20 protein-coding genes and 2 tRNA genes are annotated in these 16838 nt (G+C 72.4%); 5 read left to right on the top strand and 17 right to left on the bottom strand.

Features of this window, described 5'->3' with window-relative positions:
* Window positions 1-20: 20 nt before the first annotated feature.
* Window positions 21-653: an NAD(P)-dependent oxidoreductase gene (locus IEZ20_RS14005; RefSeq protein WP_189298138.1), complete on the top strand. Its 633-nt coding sequence runs from the start codon at window positions 21-23 to the stop codon at window positions 651-653.
* 61 nt (window positions 654-714) lie between these two features.
* On the opposite strand, the gene IEZ20_RS14000 is transcribed toward IEZ20_RS14005, so the two are convergent.
* The 9 genes from IEZ20_RS14000 to IEZ20_RS13960 all read right to left on the bottom strand — a co-directional run bounded on the left by IEZ20_RS14000 (window position 715) and on the right by IEZ20_RS13960 (window position 6137).
* Window positions 715-1770 (bottom strand): UDP-N-acetylmuramate dehydrogenase, encoded by a 1056-nt coding sequence (locus IEZ20_RS14000; RefSeq protein WP_189298136.1) that lies wholly within the window; start codon window positions 1768-1770, stop codon window positions 715-717.
* A gap of 252 nt (window positions 1771-2022) precedes the next feature.
* Window positions 2023-2352, bottom strand: coding sequence for a DUF4188 domain-containing protein (locus IEZ20_RS13995; RefSeq protein ID WP_229896056.1), 330 nt, complete (start codon window positions 2350-2352; stop codon window positions 2023-2025).
* Between the two features lie 26 nt (window positions 2353-2378).
* On the bottom strand, window positions 2379-3839 hold the full coding sequence (locus IEZ20_RS13990) for an MFS transporter (protein ID WP_189298134.1): 1461 nt from the start codon (window positions 3837-3839) through the stop codon (window positions 2379-2381).
* Window positions 3840-3935: 96 nt separating this feature from the next.
* Window positions 3936-4505 carry a TetR/AcrR family transcriptional regulator gene (locus tag IEZ20_RS13985; protein ID WP_189298132.1) on the bottom strand — a complete coding sequence of 190 codons (570 nt, stop codon included), beginning with the start codon at window positions 4503-4505 and terminating at the stop codon, window positions 3936-3938.
* Between the two features lie 141 nt (window positions 4506-4646).
* Entirely contained in the window at window positions 4647-5075 is a 429-nt protein-coding gene (locus IEZ20_RS13980; RefSeq protein WP_189298130.1) for a MaoC family dehydratase, read from the bottom strand.
* Between the two features lie 7 nt (window positions 5076-5082).
* A complete protein-coding gene (locus IEZ20_RS13975; RefSeq protein WP_189298128.1) occupies window positions 5083-5535 on the bottom strand; it encodes a MaoC family dehydratase N-terminal domain-containing protein in 453 nt (150 codons plus the stop codon).
* Window positions 5536-5690: 155 nt separating this feature from the next.
* Entirely contained in the window at window positions 5691-5855 is a 165-nt protein-coding gene (gene rpmG, locus IEZ20_RS13970) for a 50S ribosomal protein L33 (RefSeq protein WP_003948671.1), read from the bottom strand.
* Between the two features lie 90 nt (window positions 5856-5945).
* Window positions 5946-6018 (bottom strand) — tRNA-Met (locus tag IEZ20_RS13965).
* Between the two features lie 46 nt (window positions 6019-6064).
* Window positions 6065-6137: transfer RNA gene (locus tag IEZ20_RS13960), tRNA-Thr, on the bottom strand.
* A 415-nt stretch (window positions 6138-6552) separates the two neighbouring features.
* On the opposite strand from IEZ20_RS13960, the gene IEZ20_RS13955 reads away from it, so the two are divergent.
* The gene (locus IEZ20_RS13955) at window positions 6553-7818 is read left to right on the top strand and encodes an amidohydrolase family protein (RefSeq protein WP_189298126.1); all 1266 of its coding nucleotides are present in this window, start codon (window positions 6553-6555) and stop codon (window positions 7816-7818) included.
* A gap of 77 nt (window positions 7819-7895) precedes the next feature.
* Complete coding sequence (locus IEZ20_RS13950; protein ID WP_189298124.1) at window positions 7896-8552, top strand: SDR family oxidoreductase; 657 nt, start codon at window positions 7896-7898, stop codon at window positions 8550-8552.
* Window positions 8553-8678: 126 nt separating this feature from the next.
* Here the strand turns inward: IEZ20_RS13950 and IEZ20_RS39665 are convergent, their stop codons facing one another.
* The 3 genes from IEZ20_RS39665 to IEZ20_RS13940 all read right to left on the bottom strand — a co-directional run bounded on the left by IEZ20_RS39665 (window position 8679) and on the right by IEZ20_RS13940 (window position 9612).
* Window positions 8679-8891 (bottom strand): hypothetical protein, encoded by a 213-nt coding sequence (locus tag IEZ20_RS39665; protein WP_229896055.1) that lies wholly within the window; start codon window positions 8889-8891, stop codon window positions 8679-8681.
* A gap of 98 nt (window positions 8892-8989) precedes the next feature.
* The gene (locus IEZ20_RS13945; RefSeq protein ID WP_189298122.1) at window positions 8990-9214 is read right to left on the bottom strand and encodes a hypothetical protein; all 225 of its coding nucleotides are present in this window, start codon (window positions 9212-9214) and stop codon (window positions 8990-8992) included.
* A 44-nt stretch (window positions 9215-9258) separates the two neighbouring features.
* Window positions 9259-9612: a DUF6233 domain-containing protein gene (locus IEZ20_RS13940; RefSeq protein ID WP_189298120.1), complete on the bottom strand. Its 354-nt coding sequence runs from the start codon at window positions 9610-9612 to the stop codon at window positions 9259-9261.
* Window positions 9613-10041: 429 nt separating this feature from the next.
* Between IEZ20_RS13940 and IEZ20_RS13935 the strand changes: the two genes are divergently transcribed.
* Window positions 10042-10530: a YajQ family cyclic di-GMP-binding protein gene (locus tag IEZ20_RS13935; RefSeq protein WP_189298118.1), complete on the top strand. Its 489-nt coding sequence runs from the start codon at window positions 10042-10044 to the stop codon at window positions 10528-10530.
* A 56-nt stretch (window positions 10531-10586) separates the two neighbouring features.
* Here IEZ20_RS13935 and IEZ20_RS13930 read toward each other — a convergent pair whose 3' ends face one another.
* Window positions 10587-10853, bottom strand: a complete 267-nt coding sequence (locus IEZ20_RS13930) for a GlsB/YeaQ/YmgE family stress response membrane protein (protein WP_189298116.1) — start codon at window positions 10851-10853, stop codon at window positions 10587-10589.
* Window positions 10854-11007: 154 nt separating this feature from the next.
* On the opposite strand from IEZ20_RS13930, the gene IEZ20_RS13925 reads away from it, so the two are divergent.
* On the top strand, window positions 11008-12261 hold the full coding sequence (locus IEZ20_RS13925; RefSeq protein WP_189298114.1) for an APC family permease: 1254 nt from the start codon (window positions 11008-11010) through the stop codon (window positions 12259-12261).
* 41 nt (window positions 12262-12302) lie between these two features.
* Here the strand turns inward: IEZ20_RS13925 and IEZ20_RS13920 are convergent, their stop codons facing one another.
* From IEZ20_RS13920 to IEZ20_RS13905, 4 genes are all read right to left on the bottom strand, one after another.
* Window positions 12303-12695 (bottom strand): YccF domain-containing protein, encoded by a 393-nt coding sequence (locus IEZ20_RS13920; RefSeq protein ID WP_189298112.1) that lies wholly within the window; start codon window positions 12693-12695, stop codon window positions 12303-12305.
* Window positions 12692-13552, bottom strand: a complete 861-nt coding sequence (htpX, locus tag IEZ20_RS13915) for a zinc metalloprotease HtpX (RefSeq protein ID WP_189298110.1) — start codon at window positions 13550-13552, stop codon at window positions 12692-12694. Before htpX ends, IEZ20_RS13920 begins: the two co-directional genes overlap by 4 nt.
* A gap of 191 nt (window positions 13553-13743) precedes the next feature.
* Window positions 13744-15261: an NADH-quinone oxidoreductase subunit N gene (locus IEZ20_RS13910; RefSeq protein WP_189298108.1), complete on the bottom strand. Its 1518-nt coding sequence runs from the start codon at window positions 15259-15261 to the stop codon at window positions 13744-13746.
* The gene (locus IEZ20_RS13905; protein ID WP_189298106.1) at window positions 15258-16832 is read right to left on the bottom strand and encodes a complex I subunit 4 family protein; all 1575 of its coding nucleotides are present in this window, start codon (window positions 16830-16832) and stop codon (window positions 15258-15260) included. The genes IEZ20_RS13910 and IEZ20_RS13905 overlap by 4 nt, the downstream gene beginning before the upstream one ends.
* Between the last annotated feature and the right edge of the window lie 6 nt (window positions 16833-16838).

Below are 16838 nucleotides of genomic sequence, written 5' to 3'. Positions count from 1 at the left end.
AGGGGGAAGGTCGGATCGGCATGAAGCTCACTGTTTTCGGCGCCACGGGAGGGATCGGCCGGGAGCTGGTCCGTCAGGCCCTGGACGCCGGTCACGAGGTCACGGCGGTCGTACGCGACCCGGCCCGGCTCGGTGTCACCGGCGGCCGCCTGGAGGTCGTCCGCAGCGGCCTGACCGATCCTGAGGAGCTGCGCGGTGCCGTCCGGGGCCGGCACGCCGTGCTGTCCGGCCTGGGCGCGCGCAGCCGCAAGGACGCCGGGGTGGCGACCCGGCTGACCCGTACCGTCCTCGCCGCGATGGAGGCCGAGGGCGTACGCCGGCTGCTGGTGGTCAGCGCCGGACCGGTGGGCCCGGCTCCGGTGGGCGACGGCCCGCTGGACCGCGCGGTGCGGGGCCTGGTGTCGGCGATCCTGAAGGACGTCTACGCCGACCTGCGCGAGATGGAGGCCGAGCTGGCCCGCAGCGGCACGGACTGGACGTCCGTGCGCCCGCCGCGCCTGCAGGACAAGCCGCTCACCGGCCGCTACCGCACCGTCGTCGGCGGCTTCCCGCCCAGGGGACGCTTCATCGCGCGCGCGGACGTCGCGCACGCGATGCTGTCGATGATCGACGCCGAGGAGACCCTGAAGCAGGGGGTCGGGGTGGCGTACTGAGCCGGCGCCGCTCCGGCGCCGCCAGAGGCTGACGCCGGCCGCCAGAGGCTGACGCCGGTCGCTAGAGGCTGACGCCGACGGTCACCGGCTCGTTGACCAGCGTGATCCCGAAGGCCTCGCGCACCCCGGCGACCACCTCGCGGGCCAGGGCCAGCAGGTCCTCCGTGGTGGCGGCGCCCCGGTTGGTGAGGGCGAGGGTGTGCTTGGTGGAGATGCGGGCGGGGCCGGTGCCGTAGCCCTTGGTGAAGCCCGCCTTGTCGATCAGCCAGGCCGCGGAGGTCTTCGTGCGGCCCTGGCCCGCCGGGTAGGCGGGCGGCTCGACGCCGTCGCCCAGCCGTTCGCGCACGCGCGCGTGGAACGCGGCGAACTGCTCGTCGGTGAGGATCGGGTTGGTGAAGAAGGATCCGGCCGACCAGGTGTCGTGGTCCTCGGGGTCGAGCACCATGCCCTTCCCCGCGCGCAACTTCAGCACGGTCTCGCGGGCGTCGGCCAGCGGCACCCGGTCACCGGGCTCCACACCCAGCGCGCGGGCCGCCTCGGCGTACCGGACGGGCGCGGACAGGCCGCCCGCGTCCTCCAGCCCGAAGCGGACCCGGAGGACGACGTAGCGCTCGGGGTCGGCCTTGAAGCGGCTGTGGCGGTACGAGAAGACGCACTCCTCGTTCGTCAGCGTGACGGTCTCCCCGGACCGCCGGTCGTACGCGATCACCTCGGTGATCGTCGAGGAGACCTCCTGGCCGTAGGCGCCCACGTTCTGGATGGGCGTGGCACCGGCGGATCCCGGGATGCCGGCCAGGCACTCGACTCCGGCGAGCCCGGCCTCGACGGTGCGGGCGACGGCGTCGGTCCACACCTCGCCGGCCGCCAGCTCCAGTGTCGTGCCGCGCAGCTCGACCCCGCGCGTGGCGATGCGCAGGGCGGTGCCGTCGAAGCCCTTGTCACCGATGACCAGGTTCGATCCACCGCCGATGACCAGCAGCGGCGTGCCGCTGTCGTCGGCCTCACGGACGGCGGCGATCACCTCGGCGTCGGTCGCGGCGGTCACCAGCCGCGTCGCGGGACCACCCAGCCGGAAGGTGGTCAGCGGGGCAAGGGGGGCGTCGTGGAGTACCTGCACGCGCCCAAGACTACGAGACCCCTCGGACAGCCCCGCGCCCCGCGCACGTGACGCCTTCCGCCACGGCCCGCGTCCGACGCACGTGACCCTTCCGTCAGGGCCTGCATCCGACGCACTTGACCCCTTCCGTCAGGGCACGCCTCCGGCGCCGGACCGGCCGGACGTGCGCCCGCGCGAAAGCACGCACGCGCGCGTGGGCCCCGACCCTGCCGGAGGTCCACGCGCGCGTGCCGGGTGCTGCCGTCCGGCCGGCTACGTCAGCTGCCGTACCGCCTCCTCCCAGCGCACCGGCAGTCCGTCGGCGGAGGTGCTCCAGGTGGTGAACGCGACGTCGCGCATCTCGGCCGCCAGGGCCCGGGAGGTCGGCCGGTGGGCGCCGGAGCGGGCGAAGGCGTGCAGCGCGTCGGCCGACTCCCAGGCGGACAGCGTCCAGAAGGTGCGCCGCAGGGGCCGCGCCCTGAGGGTGGCCCCGTAGGCGCCGGGCGCGCGGCCGACCTGGCGCCACACCGCCGGGGTGCGGGCGAGGAAGCGGAGGGCTCCCCACAGGGTGCGGGTCCGGAAGCGGGAGGCGAAGACGTGCACCTCGGTGCCGTCAGGGGGCGGCAGGGTCAGCGGGAGGCGGTTTCGAGGACCGGTGCGGGCGCCTGCCCCTCCGTGGTGGCGGTCCGCCCGGCGCTTCGGCGGGCGGGGATCAGCAGGGCGGCGACGGCGGCGAGGGCGACCACCGCCGAGCCGGTGACGAGGGCCGGCCGCAGACCGTCCACGAAGCTCTGCGCGGACTCGTAGCCGCCCTGCGCGGAGAAGATCGAGGACATGACCGCGATGCCGAGTGCGCCGCCCACCTCGCGCAGCGCGTTGTTCGCGCCGGAGGCGATGCCCTGCTCCTGCGGGCGGACGCTGGACATGACCAGGTTGGCGGCCGGCGCGAAGTACAGCGCCATACCGACGCCGCTGATGACCAGGGCGGGGAGCTGGACGGCGTAGGAGGCGTCCGCGGTGGCCACCCAGGCCATGTAGCCGAGGCCGGCGGCCTGCAGGAACAGGCCCGCGGCGACGACCGGACGGCCGCCGATCCGGTCGGAGAGGATCCCGGCGACGGGCGCGACCAGCATCGGCATACCGGTCCACGGCAGCATCCGCAGCCCCGCCTCGGTGGGCGAGTAGCCGAGGACGCCCTGCATGTACTGGCTGAGCAGGAAGATCGAGCCGAACATCCCGACGAACATCAGCAGGCTGGCCGCGTTGATGCCGGAGAAGGCCCGGGAGCGGAACAGCCGCATCGGGAGCATCGGGTGCGCCGCGCGGGAGCTGTAGCCGACGAAGCCCAGCAGCAGGGCCCCGCCGCCGCCGAGCGCGGTCAGCACCACGGGATCGGTCCAGCCGTCGGCGGGCCCGCGGACCAGGCCGTACACGATCCCGAAGAGCCCGCCGCTGGCCAGCAGCGTGCCGGGGACGTCGAGCCGGGCGCCGGTGCCGTGGGACTCGGCGAGGCGCAGCCGGGCCAGCGGCAGGGCGACCAGGCCGAGCGGAACGTTCAGCCAGAAGATCCAGTGCCAGGAGACGTGCTCGGTGAGGCTGCCGCCGATGAGCGGCCCGGAGGCGACGGCGAGCCCGTTGACGGCGCCCCAGATGCCGTAGACCATTCCGCGCCTGGCCGCGGGTACGGCCGCGGTCAGCAGGGTGAGCGTGAGCGGCATCATCACGGCCGCGCCGACGCCCTGCACCGCGCGGGCGGCGATCAGGGAGCCGATGCCGGGTGCCAGGGCCGCGGCGGCGGACGCGCCGGTGAACACGGCGAGTCCGGCGATGAAGAGCCGGCGGCGTCCGAAGCGGTCGCCGAGCGCGGCGCCGAACATCAGCAGGACGGCGAAGGTGAGTGTGTAGGCGCTCACGGTCCACTCGAGGTCGTCGAGCGCGCCGCCGAGGTCCTCGCGGATGGAGGGCAGCGCGGTGGTGACCACGAGGTTGTCCAGGGCCGCCATGAACCCGGCGACGCTGGTGATGACGAGGGCCCACACGGCACGCGCACGTGTGGAGGTGGTACCCGGTGTTGCTGTCTGCTGCGACATCGCTCCCCCAGAAAGTGATCACCGGCGGTGATCGCTAGTTAGTTATTGATGACTAACTTTTACGGCCATGAAAAGGCCCCCCGGCCCCCGGTGGGGTCAGTGCTCCAAGCACCCCTTCAGCCGGGCCGACCGGTACAGCCCCTCCCACACCCGGTGGCCGGGCGGAAACCCCATGGCGACCAGGCAGTTGATGAGCATTCCGTGCGCCATGAAGGTGGTGGTCTCGTCGACGTCCGCGCCGAGCGGCAGGTGGACCGTGTCCCACAGCCGCATCCAGCCGGCCCGCACGCTCTCGCCGAACTCGCGGTCGCCCTCCTCCTCGGCCGCCGCCACGGCGACGTACATCTGCATCTGCATCAGCAGCCGCTCGGGCCGCTCCGCGATGACCTTGGTGTACGCGTTCGCCATGGCGTGCAGGGCCTCTTCACCCCGCAGCCCCTCGGAGGCCTCCGCGAAGGTCCGGATGGTGTCCTCCACGCAGCGTTCGGCCGCTGCCAGGAAGATCGCCTTCTTGCCCGGGAAGAGCCGGAAGAGGTACGGCTGCGAGACGCCGACCCGCCTGGCGATCGCCTCCGTGGAGGTGCCGTGGTATCCGCCGCGCGCGAACTCGGCGGTCGCGGCACGGATGACGCTCTCGCGCCGCTCCTCTGCGCTCATCCTGGGCATGCCGCTAAGTTAGTACTCAATCACTAACTTGGCAAGGGGACGCCGCTCCTGGAGTACGCCCCCTACGCGTAAGGGGCGCCCACCTGAAAGGCGCCCCTTACTTTGGTCTCACGGGCCGGCCGCACGCCGGTCACGCGCCGGTCAGGCCAGTCGTACGACCGCCCGGGACATGCCGAGCACCTTCTGGCCGGCGCTCGTCGCCGTCAGGTCCACGCGGACGGTGTTGTCGTCCAGCTTGGCGGCGACCTTGCCGCTGACCTCGATCAGGGCCCCCTGGTCGTCGTTCGGGACGACGACGGGCTTGGTGAAGCGGACGCCGTACTCCACGACCGCGCCCGGGTCCCCGAGCCAGTCGGTGACCACGCGGATCGCCTCGGCCATGGTGAACATGCCGTGCGCGATGACGTCCGGCAGGCCCACCTCCTTGGCGAACTTCTCGTTCCAGTGGATCGGGTTGAAGTCGCCGGAGGCGCCCGCGTAGCGCACCAGGGTGTCGCGGGTCACGGGGAAGCTCTGGGCCGGCAGCTCGGTGCCGACCTCCACATCGTCGTACGCGATCTTCGCCGTCATCGGGTGCTCACGCCTCCTCGGCCGCACGGGCCACGAGCTTGGTCCAGGCGGTCACGACGTGCTCGCCGGCCTCGTCGTGCACCTCACCGCGGATGTCCAGGATGTCGTTGCCCGCGAGCGACTTGATCCCCTCGATCGTGGAGGTGACCGTGAGCCGGTCGCCGGCGCGCACCGGGCGGGCGTAGGCGAACTTCTGGTCGCCGTGGACCACGCGGCTGTAGTCCAGGCCCAGCTGCGGGTCCTGGATGACCTGCCCGGCGGCCCGGAAGGTGATGGAGAACACGAAGGTCGGCGGGGCGATCACATCGGAATGGCCGAGCGCCTTGGCGGCCTCGGGGTCCGTGTACACCGGGTTGGTCTCACCCACCGCCTCGGCGAACTCACGGATCTTCTCCCGGCCCACCTCATAGGGCGCGGTGGGCGGGTAGGTCCGTCCCACGAAGGACTGGTCGAGCGCCATGGCCCGGCACCTCCTGACGTCTGCTGTGATGGCCCCAAATTAGCCGGAAACCGGTCGCGGAATGCGGGCGGGGCCGAGGCCCGGTGTGTGCCGGGCCACGGAAACGCCGTGAGGCCGCCCCCTCGGAAGGGGACGGCCTCACGGACGAGCCTGATTTATCGCGTTTCGCGGTGCGCGGTGTGCGCGTTGCAACGCGGGCAGTGCTTCTTCATCTCAAGACGGTCCGGGTTGTTACGCCGGTTCTTCTTGGTGATGTAGTTCCGCTCCTTGCACTCCACGCAGGCCAGCGTGATCTTCGGGCGGACGTCGGTGGCAGCCACGTGAGTGCTCCTAAGACGAACGGATGGACTGATTCAACGCAAGAAAGAGTAGCCGATCGAAGGACCGACCCCACAATCGGCTACTGTCAGTAGCGGTGACCGGACTTGAACCGGTGACACAGCGATTATGAGCCGCTTGCTCTACCGACTGAGCTACACCGCTTTGATGAGATCAGCTCCCGCCTTGCGACGGGAACCTCTCACACCAGAGCCCCAAAACGGAATCGAACCGTTGACCTTCTCCTTACCATGGAGACGCTCTGCCGACTGAGCTATTGGGGCGAGCGATGAAGACATTACACGGTCTGCCGCCGTTCACCCAAATCCGTATCCGGGTGCCCGCGACCACCCCTGCCCCAGGGCTCCCGGCGGCCCCCCGCACCCCCGGCGGGGTCCCGTCCGGCGACAGGCGGGAAGCCCATGCGGGGGCCGTCCGGCGGCACGCGTGAACGCTCTTCGGTGGCCGTCCGGCTGCACGCGCGCGTGGGCGTCGCCGGACGCGGCGTCCGCCACACGCTCGGGCGACACATGGACCGCCTGGGGCGGACCACGCCGGTACGACTATTGCGCTCCTGCGGGACCCGCACGGCTCGCCACCTTAGGCTCGACTCACTCTGAGTGATCTTGGGGCCACTCGCGGCCCCGGACCGCTCACGCCGTCCCGCCCGAGCCCTCCCCGGCCCCACCCTGGAGCGCGATGCCCGACAGCCAGCCGCAGCCGCCACCGCCGTCGAACCCGTCGAGGTCCTCCGGACCGTCCGACCCGGCCGCCCTCCTGCTCTGCGGGGCGCGGCTCACCGACGGCCGGACCGTGGACGTACGGCTGGGCGGCGGGCGCATCGAGGCGGTCGGCACGACCGGAAGTCTCGCCCCGGGGGCGGCCCGGCAGGGCGCCGCACGCGTCGACCTGAGCGGCTACCTGCTGCTGCCGGCCCCGGCCGAGCCGCACGCCCACGGCGACACCGCCCTGTCCGCCGAACGCCCCGGACCGGTGTCGTACGCCCCCGAGGACGTCCAGCGCCGGGCGACCGAGGCGGCCCTGCTGCAACTCGGACACGGGGCGACGGCGCTGCGCGCACACGTGCGCGTGGGCGACGTCCAGGGTCTCGGCGCGCTGGGAGCGGTCCTGCAGGCACGGCGGTCGCTGCGGGGGCTGGCGGAGCTGACGACGGTGGCGATGCCGCGGCTGCTGACCGGGGCGGCCGGCGCCGACGGGCTCGCGATGCTGCGCGACGCGGTGAAGATGGGCGCCTCCGTGGTGGGCGGCTGCCCCGACCTGGACCCGGACCCCACCGGCTACGTCGAGGCGGTCCTGGAGGTGGCCTCCGAGCACGGCTGCCCGGTGGACCTGCACACGGACGCCGCCGACCCGGCCCGGCTGTCCCGGCTCGCGGCCATGGCGGGCGGCCTGCGCCCCGGCGTGGCGATCGGACCGTGCGCGGGCCTCGCACGCCTGCCCGCCGAGGCCGCCACGCGCGTCGCCGACCAGCTCGCGGCGGCCGGTGTGACGGTGGTGTGCCTGCCCCAGGGCGGCTGCGGCGGCGCCGACCGGCGGGGCACGGCGCCGGTACGGCTGCTGCGCGCGGCCGGGGTGCGGGTGGCGGCCGGCAGCGGGGCCCTGCGCGACGTCTCGAACCCCGTCGGCCGTGGCGACCCGCTGGAGGCCGCCTACCTCCTCGCCTCCGCCCACGGCCTGCGCCCGCAGGACGCCTACGACGCCGTGTGCGCCTCGGCCCGCGCGGTCCTGGGCCTGCCGGAGGTCCGCGTGGAGGCGGGCTTCCCCGCGGAGCTGCTGGCCGTGCGCGGCGACCATCTGGCCGGCGCGCTCTCCCTGGCCTACAGCCGGATCGTGGTGCACCGGGGCCGGGTGGTGGCCCGTACCAGCGCCGTACGCGAGTACTGCAACTCGGCGGCGGCGGCGGAGCTGGGGCTGCCGCGGCAGGGGCGTGGGGAGCTGTCCTGAGCGAAGGCGCGGGTGTCCGGTGGTGCCGCCGGCAACTCGTGCGGCGGATGCGGCTCTTCGGGCGTACGGTCGGTTTCATGCGCATTGTCATCGCTGGTGGTCATGGTCAGATCGCGCTGCGGTTGGAGCGGCTGCTCTCCGCGCGCGGGGACGAGGTCGCGGGGATCATCCGCACGCTCGGACAGGGCGACGATCTGCGGGCGGCGGGCGCGGAACCGGTCCTGCTCGACCTGGAGTCCGCCTCGGTGGAGGAGGTCGCGGCGCACCTGCAGGGCGCGGACGCGGCGGTCTTCGCGGCCGGTGCGGGCCCGGGCAGCGGCGTGGCCCGCAAAGACACGGTGGACAGGGGCGCGGCGGTGCTGTTCGCGGACGCGGCCGTACGCGCGCGTGTGCGGCGTTTCCTGGTGGTGTCCTCGATGGGCGCGGATCCCGCGCACCAGGGGGACGACGTCTTCGACGTGTACCTGCGCGCCAAGGGCGAGGCCGACGCGTACATCGCCCGGCAGGAGACGCTGGACTGGACGATCGTGCGGCCGGGCTCGCTGACGGACGAGGCGGGCACCGGTCTGGTCCGGCTGGAGGCGCACACGGGCCGCGGCTCGGTTCCCCGGGACGACGTGGCGACCGTCCTCGCGGAGCTGGTGGACACGCCGGCGACGGCCGGTCTCACCCTGGAGCTGATCAGCGGCTCGACACCCATATCGGTCGCGGTGAAGTCGGTCGCCGGGAACTGAGGCCGGTCCGCGGGAACCGAGGCCGGTCGCCGGGAACCGAGGTCGGCCGCCGGCCGGGACAACCGTGAGACCCCCGGGACCCCCGGCAACCCCGCCAGACCCCGGAACCGAACAACCCGTCAGGAATCAGAACAGCGGCAGCTGCCCGGGGAAGTCCGGCACGGCGTACCCGTCCAACGACGGCTGGACCGCCCCGATTTGCGCGGGCCGACGCGACCCGGCGCACGAGACGAGTTCCCCGCTCCCCCTCGCCCCGGGCGGATCGTGCCGCGCGAAGCGGCCCGCCACGACGGCGATTTCGCGGCGGCACACGGGACAGGTTCTGCGTCGGGAGGACATGCCGTCAGTGTGCCCGGAACGCGCCGTCCGTGCGCCTCCGCGCGCGGGGAAGCGGTGGACGCGCGGGACGGTGGATGCCGAGGGAAGCGCTGGAGGAGTCAGGTCCGGGTCTCCGCCTCCCACCGGTCGGGTCCGACTCCGCGCCAGTCGATCAGCGGCGAGTCGGCCACCTCCTCCGGTTCCATCTCCAGCCCCGCCCGGCGCAGGAACTCCACCAGGTCCCCCACGTTGTGCGCGAGGCCGAGGATCTCGCCGTCCACCCGCACCCGGCGACCGCCGGTCGGGGACGGCAGGTGCACGATGATGGGACGTTTCCCGGCCATGGCTCCAGCATCATCCGGACCGCCCGGGACCGCACCCGGGCCAATCATTCGACAATTCCCAGCGCGGTGTCCGGCCGGCACAGCGGGCATGCGGGGACACCTCCCTCGGTGAGGGCCCGTACCGCCTGCTCCCGGCCGACGCCCTTCGCGCGTCCGCCGGCGGCCGTACAGCCGCCGACGTGGACGTACACCGCGCTCCGGCCGTTCAGGCCGTGCTCGACGGCCCACTCCGGAGCGTTGCGCCGGGCGGCGAGGCGGCGCTGCCGCTCGGCTTCCCGGCGTTCCTCGTCGGCGATCCACCGGTCCATCAGCGCGAGCTGTCTGGCGGCCTGGCGTTCGACGACGCGGCGCGCGAAACGCAGCATGTCGAGACGCGTCAACGGACGGTCCTCGTTCACACGTTCGATTCTAGTGAGGTCGGAGGCGTGAGCGCGACCAGTGGCACCCGGGCCGGGTCGGGCCGGGACACGACGACATTCGGCAGGAGCACAACGACAAAGGCCCCGTGATCTGCTCTCGCAGATCACGGGGCCTTTGATCCCGTGTGGCGGCGCCAGGATTCGAACCTGGGAAGGCTGAGCCACACCGCCGGGTAGGGCTGCCGTTTCGAACCCCGCTTTCGGCGGTGTTCCCCGGCAACGACGTAAACAATACCCGATCCACAGGGGTGCTTCGCCACCCGGTTGATCTCCGCCCCCGGACGCGGAGGGTGGCTAGGCTGGTGCGGATGCGGCCCGGTGCTGCACCGGGCCCGGCGGTCGCCGCCGCGCACGCCGCACGCACCCGACACGCACCCCGACAACACCCGATACAAGGAGCCACAGGACATGGCCGACTCCAGTTTCGACATCGTCTCGAAGGTCGAGCGGCAGGAGGTCGACAACGCCCTCAACCAGGCCGCCAAGGAGATCTCGCAGCGCTACGACTTCAAGGGCGTGGGGGCCTCGATCTCGTGGTCCGGTGAGAAGATCCTCATGGAGGCGAACTCCGAGGACCGGGTGAAGGCCGTCCTCGACGTCTTCCAGTCCAAGCTCATCAAGCGCGGCATCTCGCTGAAGGCGCTGGACGCCGACGAGCCGCAGCTCTCCGGCAAGGAGTACAAGATCTTCGCGTCGATCCAGGAGGGCATCTCCCAGGAGAACGCGAAGAAGGTGGCGAAGATCATCCGCGATGAGGGCCCGAAGGGCGTGAAGGCCCAGGTCCAGGGTGACGAACTGCGCGTCAGCTCCAAGAGCCGCGACGACCTGCAGACCGTGATCGCCCTCCTGAAGGGCAAGGACTTCGACTTCGCGCTGCAGTTCGTGAACTACAGGTGATCGTGTGAAGGGCGGGCACCCGGTGGTGCCCGCCCTTCGTGCTGCCGTGCCCGCGCTCAGTCGCGTGAGTTGCCGAACAGGATCCGGTAGACGATCAGCAGCACCAGGGAGCCGCCGACCGCAGCGGCCCAGGTGGCGCCGTCGTAGAAGTTCTTGCTGATCGGGTGGTCCAGCCAGCGGGCCGATATCCAGCCCCCGATGAACGCGCCCGCGATGCCGATGAGGGTCGTACCGACGAAGCCGCCGGGGTCGCGTCCCGGCAGCAGGACCTTGGCGATGGCTCCGGCCAGCAGCCCCAGGATGATCCAACCGATGATGCTCATGCCGTGAACCTGCCCTTCCGCGCTGTGTCCGCACTGTCGGATCCATGGGTGTGCGATGCGGATCCGCCGGCGTCACGCGCGTGTGCGTGCCGTGTCGCCGAAGAAGACGTCACGGGGCCGCCCGCCGGTTGCCGCGGTCAGTAAGGTGCGGTGCATGACACGGACCGATGACAGTCTGCGTCGCACTCTGGGCGTGCGGGACGCCGTGGTCGTCGGCCTGGGCTCGATGGTCGGCGCGGGCGTCTTCTCCGCGCTGGGGCCGGCCGCGCGGGCGGCCGGTTCCGGGCTGCTGCCGGGGCTCGCCGTCGCCGCCGTCGTGGCCTACTGCAACGCCGTCTCCTCGGCGCGGCTCGCCGCCCGCTACCCGGCCTCCGGCGGCACGTACGTGTACGGCAGGGAGCGGCTGGGCGCCTTCTGGGGGTATCTGGCCGGCTGGGCGTTCGTGGTCGGCAAGACGGCCTCCTGCGCGGCCATGGCGCTCACCGTGGGCGCGTACGTGTGGCCCGGGCAGGCGCACGCGGTGGCGGTCGTGGCCGTGGTGGCACTGACCGCGGTGAACTACGGCGGGATCCAGAAGTCGGCCTGGCTGACGCGGGCCATCGTGGCGGTCGTCCTGGCCGTCCTCGCGGCCGTGGTCGTGGTGTGCCTGACCTCCGGGCGGGCCTCCGCCGGGCGGCTGGACATCGGACTGTCGTCGGGGGCCGGCGGCGTGCTCCAGGCGGCCGGACTGCTGTTCTTCGCGTTCGCCGGGTACGCGCGGATCGCCACCCTCGGTGAGGAGGTGCGCGATCCGGCGCGCACGATTCCGCGGGCGGTCCCGCTGGCCCTGGGGATCGCCCTGGTGGTGTACGCGTGCGTGGCCGTCGCGGTGCTCGCCGTGCTGGGCGCGGGACCGCTGGGGCGCACGGCGGCGCCGCTGGCCGACGCGGTCCGGGCGGCCGGGGCGCCGGGGCTCGTACCCGTGGTGCGGGCGGGGGCCGCGGTGGCCGCGCTGGGCTCGCTGCTCGCGCTGGTCCTCGGGGTGTCCCGTACGACGCTCGCCATGGCCCGGGACGGGCATCTGCCGGGCGCGCTTGCGGCCGTGCACCCGCGGTTCGGGGTGCCGCACCGGGCGGAACTGGCCGTGGGCGCGGTGGTCGCCGTGCTGGCCGCCACGGTGGACGTGCGCGGCGCGATCGGTTTCTCGTCCTTCGGTGTGCTCGCCTACTACGCCGTCGCCAACGCCTCGGCCTGGACCCTCAGCCCCGCCACGCGCGCGCGTGTGGTGCCGGCGGTGGGCCTGCTGGGCTGCGCCACCCTGGCGTTCGCGCTGCCCGCCGCCTCGGTGGCCGTGGGCGCCGGGGTGCTCGCGGCGGGCGTGGCGGCGTACGGCGTACGGCGGTGGTGGGCGGCGCGGCGCGGGGCGTGAGGCTCCGGCGGGGGGGGGCGGCTCGGCGTACGCCGGTGTGCTCAGCGGGTCGCGAAGGGCTGGTCGGTGGGGACGATCTCGCGGCCCAGCGGAAACAGGGAGACCGGGATCAGCTTGAAGTTGGCGATGCCGAACGGGATACCGATGACCGTGACGCACAGGGCGATGCCGGTGGCGATGTGCGCGAGCGCCAGCCACCAGCCGGCCAGGAGCAGCCACAGGACGTTTCCCACGCAGGAGGGCGCGCCCGCGTCGCGCCGCTCGACGGTGGTGTAGCCGAAGGGCCACAGGGCGTAGAGGCCGATGCGGAAGGCGGCGATCCCGAAGGGGATGCCGATGACCGTGACGCACAGCAGCACACCGGCCAGCAGATAGCCGAGGAACAGCCACAGGCCGCTCAGGACGAGCCAGATGACGTTCAGGATGGTCTTCACGGGCGTCCTGCCATCTTCTCCAGGCGGGCGATGCGCTCCGCCATCGGCGGGTGGGTGGAGAACATCTTGGACAGTCCCTGGCCCGCCCGGAAGGGGTTGGCGATCATCATGTGGCTCGCCGTCTCGATCCGGGGCTCGGGCGGCAGCGGAAGCTGCTTCGTGCCCGTCTCCAGCTTGCGCAGGGCACTGGCGAGGGCGAGCGGGTCGCCGGTGAGCTGGGCGCCGGAGGCGTCCGCCTCGTACTCCCGGGACCGGCTGATGGCCAGCTGGATCAGGGAGGCGGCGAGCGGGCCGAGGATCATGATCAGCAGCATGCCGAGCAGGCCGGGGCCGTCGTCGTCGTCCGAGCGGCCGACCGGGATCAGCCAGGCGAAGTTCACCAGGAACATGATCACGGAGGCGAGCGCGCCGGCGACCGAGGAGATCAGGATGTCCCGGTTGTAGACATGGCTCAGTTCGTGGCCGATGACGCCGCGCAGCTCACGCTCGTCCAGCAGGCGCAGGATGCCCTCGGTGCAGCACACGGCCGCGTTGCGCGGGTTGCGGCCCGTGGCGAAGGCGTTGGGGGCCTCCGTCGGCGAGATGTACAGCCGCGGCATGGGCTGACGGGCCTGCGTGGACAGCTCCCGCACCATCCGGTACAGCGCCGGGGCCTCGAACTCGCTGACCGGGCGGGCGCGCATCGCGCGCAGCGCCAGCTTGTCGCTGTTCCAGTACGCGTACGCGTTCGTGCCCAGGGCGACCAGGACGGCGACGACCAGTCCCGTGCGGCCGAAGAAGCTGCCGATGACGATGATGAGTGCGGACAGCCCCCCGAGGAGTACGGCGGTCCTGAGCCCGTTGTGCCGGCGGTGCACGGTGCGCCCTCCAAGTCGTACGGCTGGGGAACACTCTGATCCAGTGGACCCTCCCGCTTCTGACAACGCCAGGCGGCGGTCCCGAGTTCCCCGGTGTGCGCGGCGGCACGGATCGGCCGTACGGGTGACGTGCGGGTTCGGCCTCACGCGCGCGTGGCGGCACGAGTGCCCCACACGCGCGTGGCGACTCGTCAGAACAGTCCGGTGGCCGCGAAGCGGAGGACCAGCTGCGGTGCCCCGGACAGGACGACGCCCAGGACGCCGGTGACGGCCAGGGCGGCCGTGACCGGCGCGGGGACGTGGTGCCGGACGGGCTCGCCCTCGGGAGCCCGGAACAGCAGGGCCGTCCACTGCAGGTAGTAGAACAAGGCGATCACGACGTTGAGGGCCATGACGACGGCGAGCCAGCCGAGGCCCGCGTCGACGGCCGCCGAGAACACGGTGACCTTGGCGAACAACCCGATGACGCCCGGCGGCAGCCCGGCCAGGCAGAGCAGGAAGAAGGCCAGGAGGAGCGCGCTGAGCGGGTTGGTGGCGTACAGGCCCCGGTAGTCGCTGATCCGGTTCAGGGCACGGCCGCGGCCCACCAGGGCGGCCACGGCGAAGGCGCCGAGGTTCACGGCGGCGTACATCAGGGCGTACGCGACGGTGGAGCCGATCGCCTTCTGGGCGTCCTTGGTGTACCCGGCGGCGGCGATCGGCACCAGCAGGTACCCGGCCTGGCCGACGGAGGACCAGGCGAGCAGCCGTACGGCGCTGTACGCGCGCGTGGCCTGCTGGCGCAGGGCGGCGACGTTGCCGACGGTCATGGTGAGCGCGGCCAGGGCGGCGAGCGCGGGCCCCCACACGTCGGCGTACGACGGGAACGCGACGACGGTGACGAGGATGAGGCCGGAGAAGCCGACCGCCTTGCCGACGACGGACAGGTAGGCGGCGACCGGCAGGGGCGCGCCCACGTAGGTGTCCGGCACCCAGAAGTGGAATGGCACGGCGGCCGTCTTGAAGGCGAAACCGACGAGGGTCAGGACGACGCCGGCCTGGGCGAGGGTGTGCAGCTGGCCGTCGACGTGCGGCAGGCGCTGGGCGACCTGGGTGAGGTGGAGGGTGCCGGTGGAGGCGTAGACGAAGCTGATGCCCATCAGGCTGACCGCGGTGGCGGTGACCGAGGACAGGAAGAACTTCAGGGCCGCCTCGGAGGACCGCTTGTCGCCGTGCCGGATGCCGACGAGGGCGAACGCGGGCAGGGAGGCGACCTCCAGGGCGACGATCAGGGTGGCCAGGTCGCGGGAGGCGGGCAGCAGGGCGGCACCGGCCGCCGAGGACAGCAGCAGGAACCAGAACTCGCCCGCCGGGACGCGTCGCCGCTCGTCGTCCAGGTGGGTGACGGACAGCAGGGCCGCGAGCAGGGCGCCGCCGAGGACCAGGAACTGGATGGCCAGGGTGAAGTGGTCGGCGGTGTAGCTGCACGCGCGCGTGCCGCCGGTCAGGCAGAAGGTGCTGCGGTCGCCGTCCAGGAGGGGCAGGAGCAGCAGGGTGGAGGCGGCGAGTCCAGCGACGGAGACCCAGCCGAGCAGGGCCTTGCGGGGCTCCGGCACGAACAGGTCGGCGACGAGGACGGCGAGCGCCACGACGGCCGCGAGGGTGGGCGGGGCGATCGCCAGCCAGTCGACGGACTGGACCAGCGACTCGGCAAGCGGCTGGGCGCTCATCGGGTGCCTCCTGCGAGGAGCTGCTGCACGGCCGGGTCGGTCAGGCCGAGCAGGGCCTTCGGCCACAGCCCGGCGAGGACGGTGAGGGTGACGAGCGGGGTCCAGGCGGCGAACTCGTAGCCGTGGACGTCGGCGAGTTCCGGCACCTCGCGTTCGGCGCCGCCCATGCAGACGCGGCGGACCACGATCAGCATGTACGCGGCCGTGAGCAGGGTGCCGAACGCACCGATCGCCATGAAGGTGAGGAAGGCGGGGCGGCTGAGGCCGGCGGCGGGCCGGAAGGAGCCGAACAGGGCCAGCATCTCGCCCCAGAATCCGGCGAGTCCGGGAAGGCCGAGGGAGGCGACGGCACCGAAGGCGAGCAGCCCGCCGAGGCGCGGGGCCCGGCCGTACAGCGCGGCGCCGCTCTTCTCGGCAAGGGTGTCCAGGTCGGTGGTGCCGGTGCGGTCCTTCAGGGCGCCGACCAGGAAGAACAGCAGGCCGGTGATGAGACCGTGGGCGATGTTGGCGAACAGGGCGCCGTTCACGCCGGTCGGGGTCGTGCTGGCGATGCCGAGCAGGACGAAGCCCATGTGGCCGACGGAGGAGTAGGCGATCAGCCGCTTGAGGTCGCCCTTCGCGCCCTGCTTGGCCAGGGCCAGGCAGGCCAGGGATCCGTAGATGATCCCGACGACGGCGAACGCGGCGAGGTACGGCGCGAAGGTGTGGAAGCCGTCCGGCGCGATCGGCAGCAGGATCCGGACGAACCCGTACGTACCCATCTTCAGCAGCACACCGGCCAGCAGCACCGAACCGACGGTCGGCGCGGCGGTGTGAGCGTCGGGCAGCCAGCTGTGCAGCGGCCACATCGGCGTCTTCACGGCGAGCCCGATCCCGATCGCCAGAACGGCGATGACCTGCACGGACATGGTCAGGGACCGGCCGTTGTCAGTGGCGAGTGCCACCATGTCGAACGTGCCCGCCTTGATTCCGATCAGGAGCAGGCCGAGCAGCATGACCACGGAACCGAGCAGCGTGAACAGGATGAACTTCCACGCGGCCCGGGTCCGGCCCTCGCCGCCCCAGCGGGCGATGAGGAAGTACATCGGGATGAGCACCATCTCGAACGCGAGGAAGAACAGCAGCAGGTCGAGGACGGCGAAGGTCGCGAGGGTGCCGGACTCCAGCAGGAGCAGCAGGGCGACGAACGCCTTCGGGGACGGGCCCGACGGCGGCTTGAAGTAGGAGTAGAGCGCGCAGAGGAAGGTCAGCAGCGCGGTCAGGACCAGAAGGGGGAGGGAGATGCCGTCGATGCCGAGGTGGATCCGCACGTCGAGTGCGGGGATCCAGCTGATGTCGGTCGTGGCCTGCATCTTCGACGGATGGTCGTGGTCGAAGCCGAGCGCGAGGACGATCGCGGCGATGAGGACCGCGCCGGTCACGGTCACACCGTGCCGCAGCACGGCCTGCTCGGGGGACTTCCCCTTCAGTCCGGGCGGGGCCGGGAGGAGAGCGGCGGCGGCGCCGAGGAGCGGGCCGGCGACGACGAATGCCAGAAGGAACTGCATCACGGACTCGTTGATATCGATCACGCCTGC

The organism is Streptomyces cinerochromogenes, assembly GCF_014648635.1.
In the GTDB taxonomy this organism is placed as follows: domain Bacteria; phylum Actinomycetota; class Actinomycetes; order Streptomycetales; family Streptomycetaceae; genus Streptomyces; species Streptomyces cinerochromogenes.
This window is presented reverse-complemented; position numbering and strand designations above follow the sequence as displayed.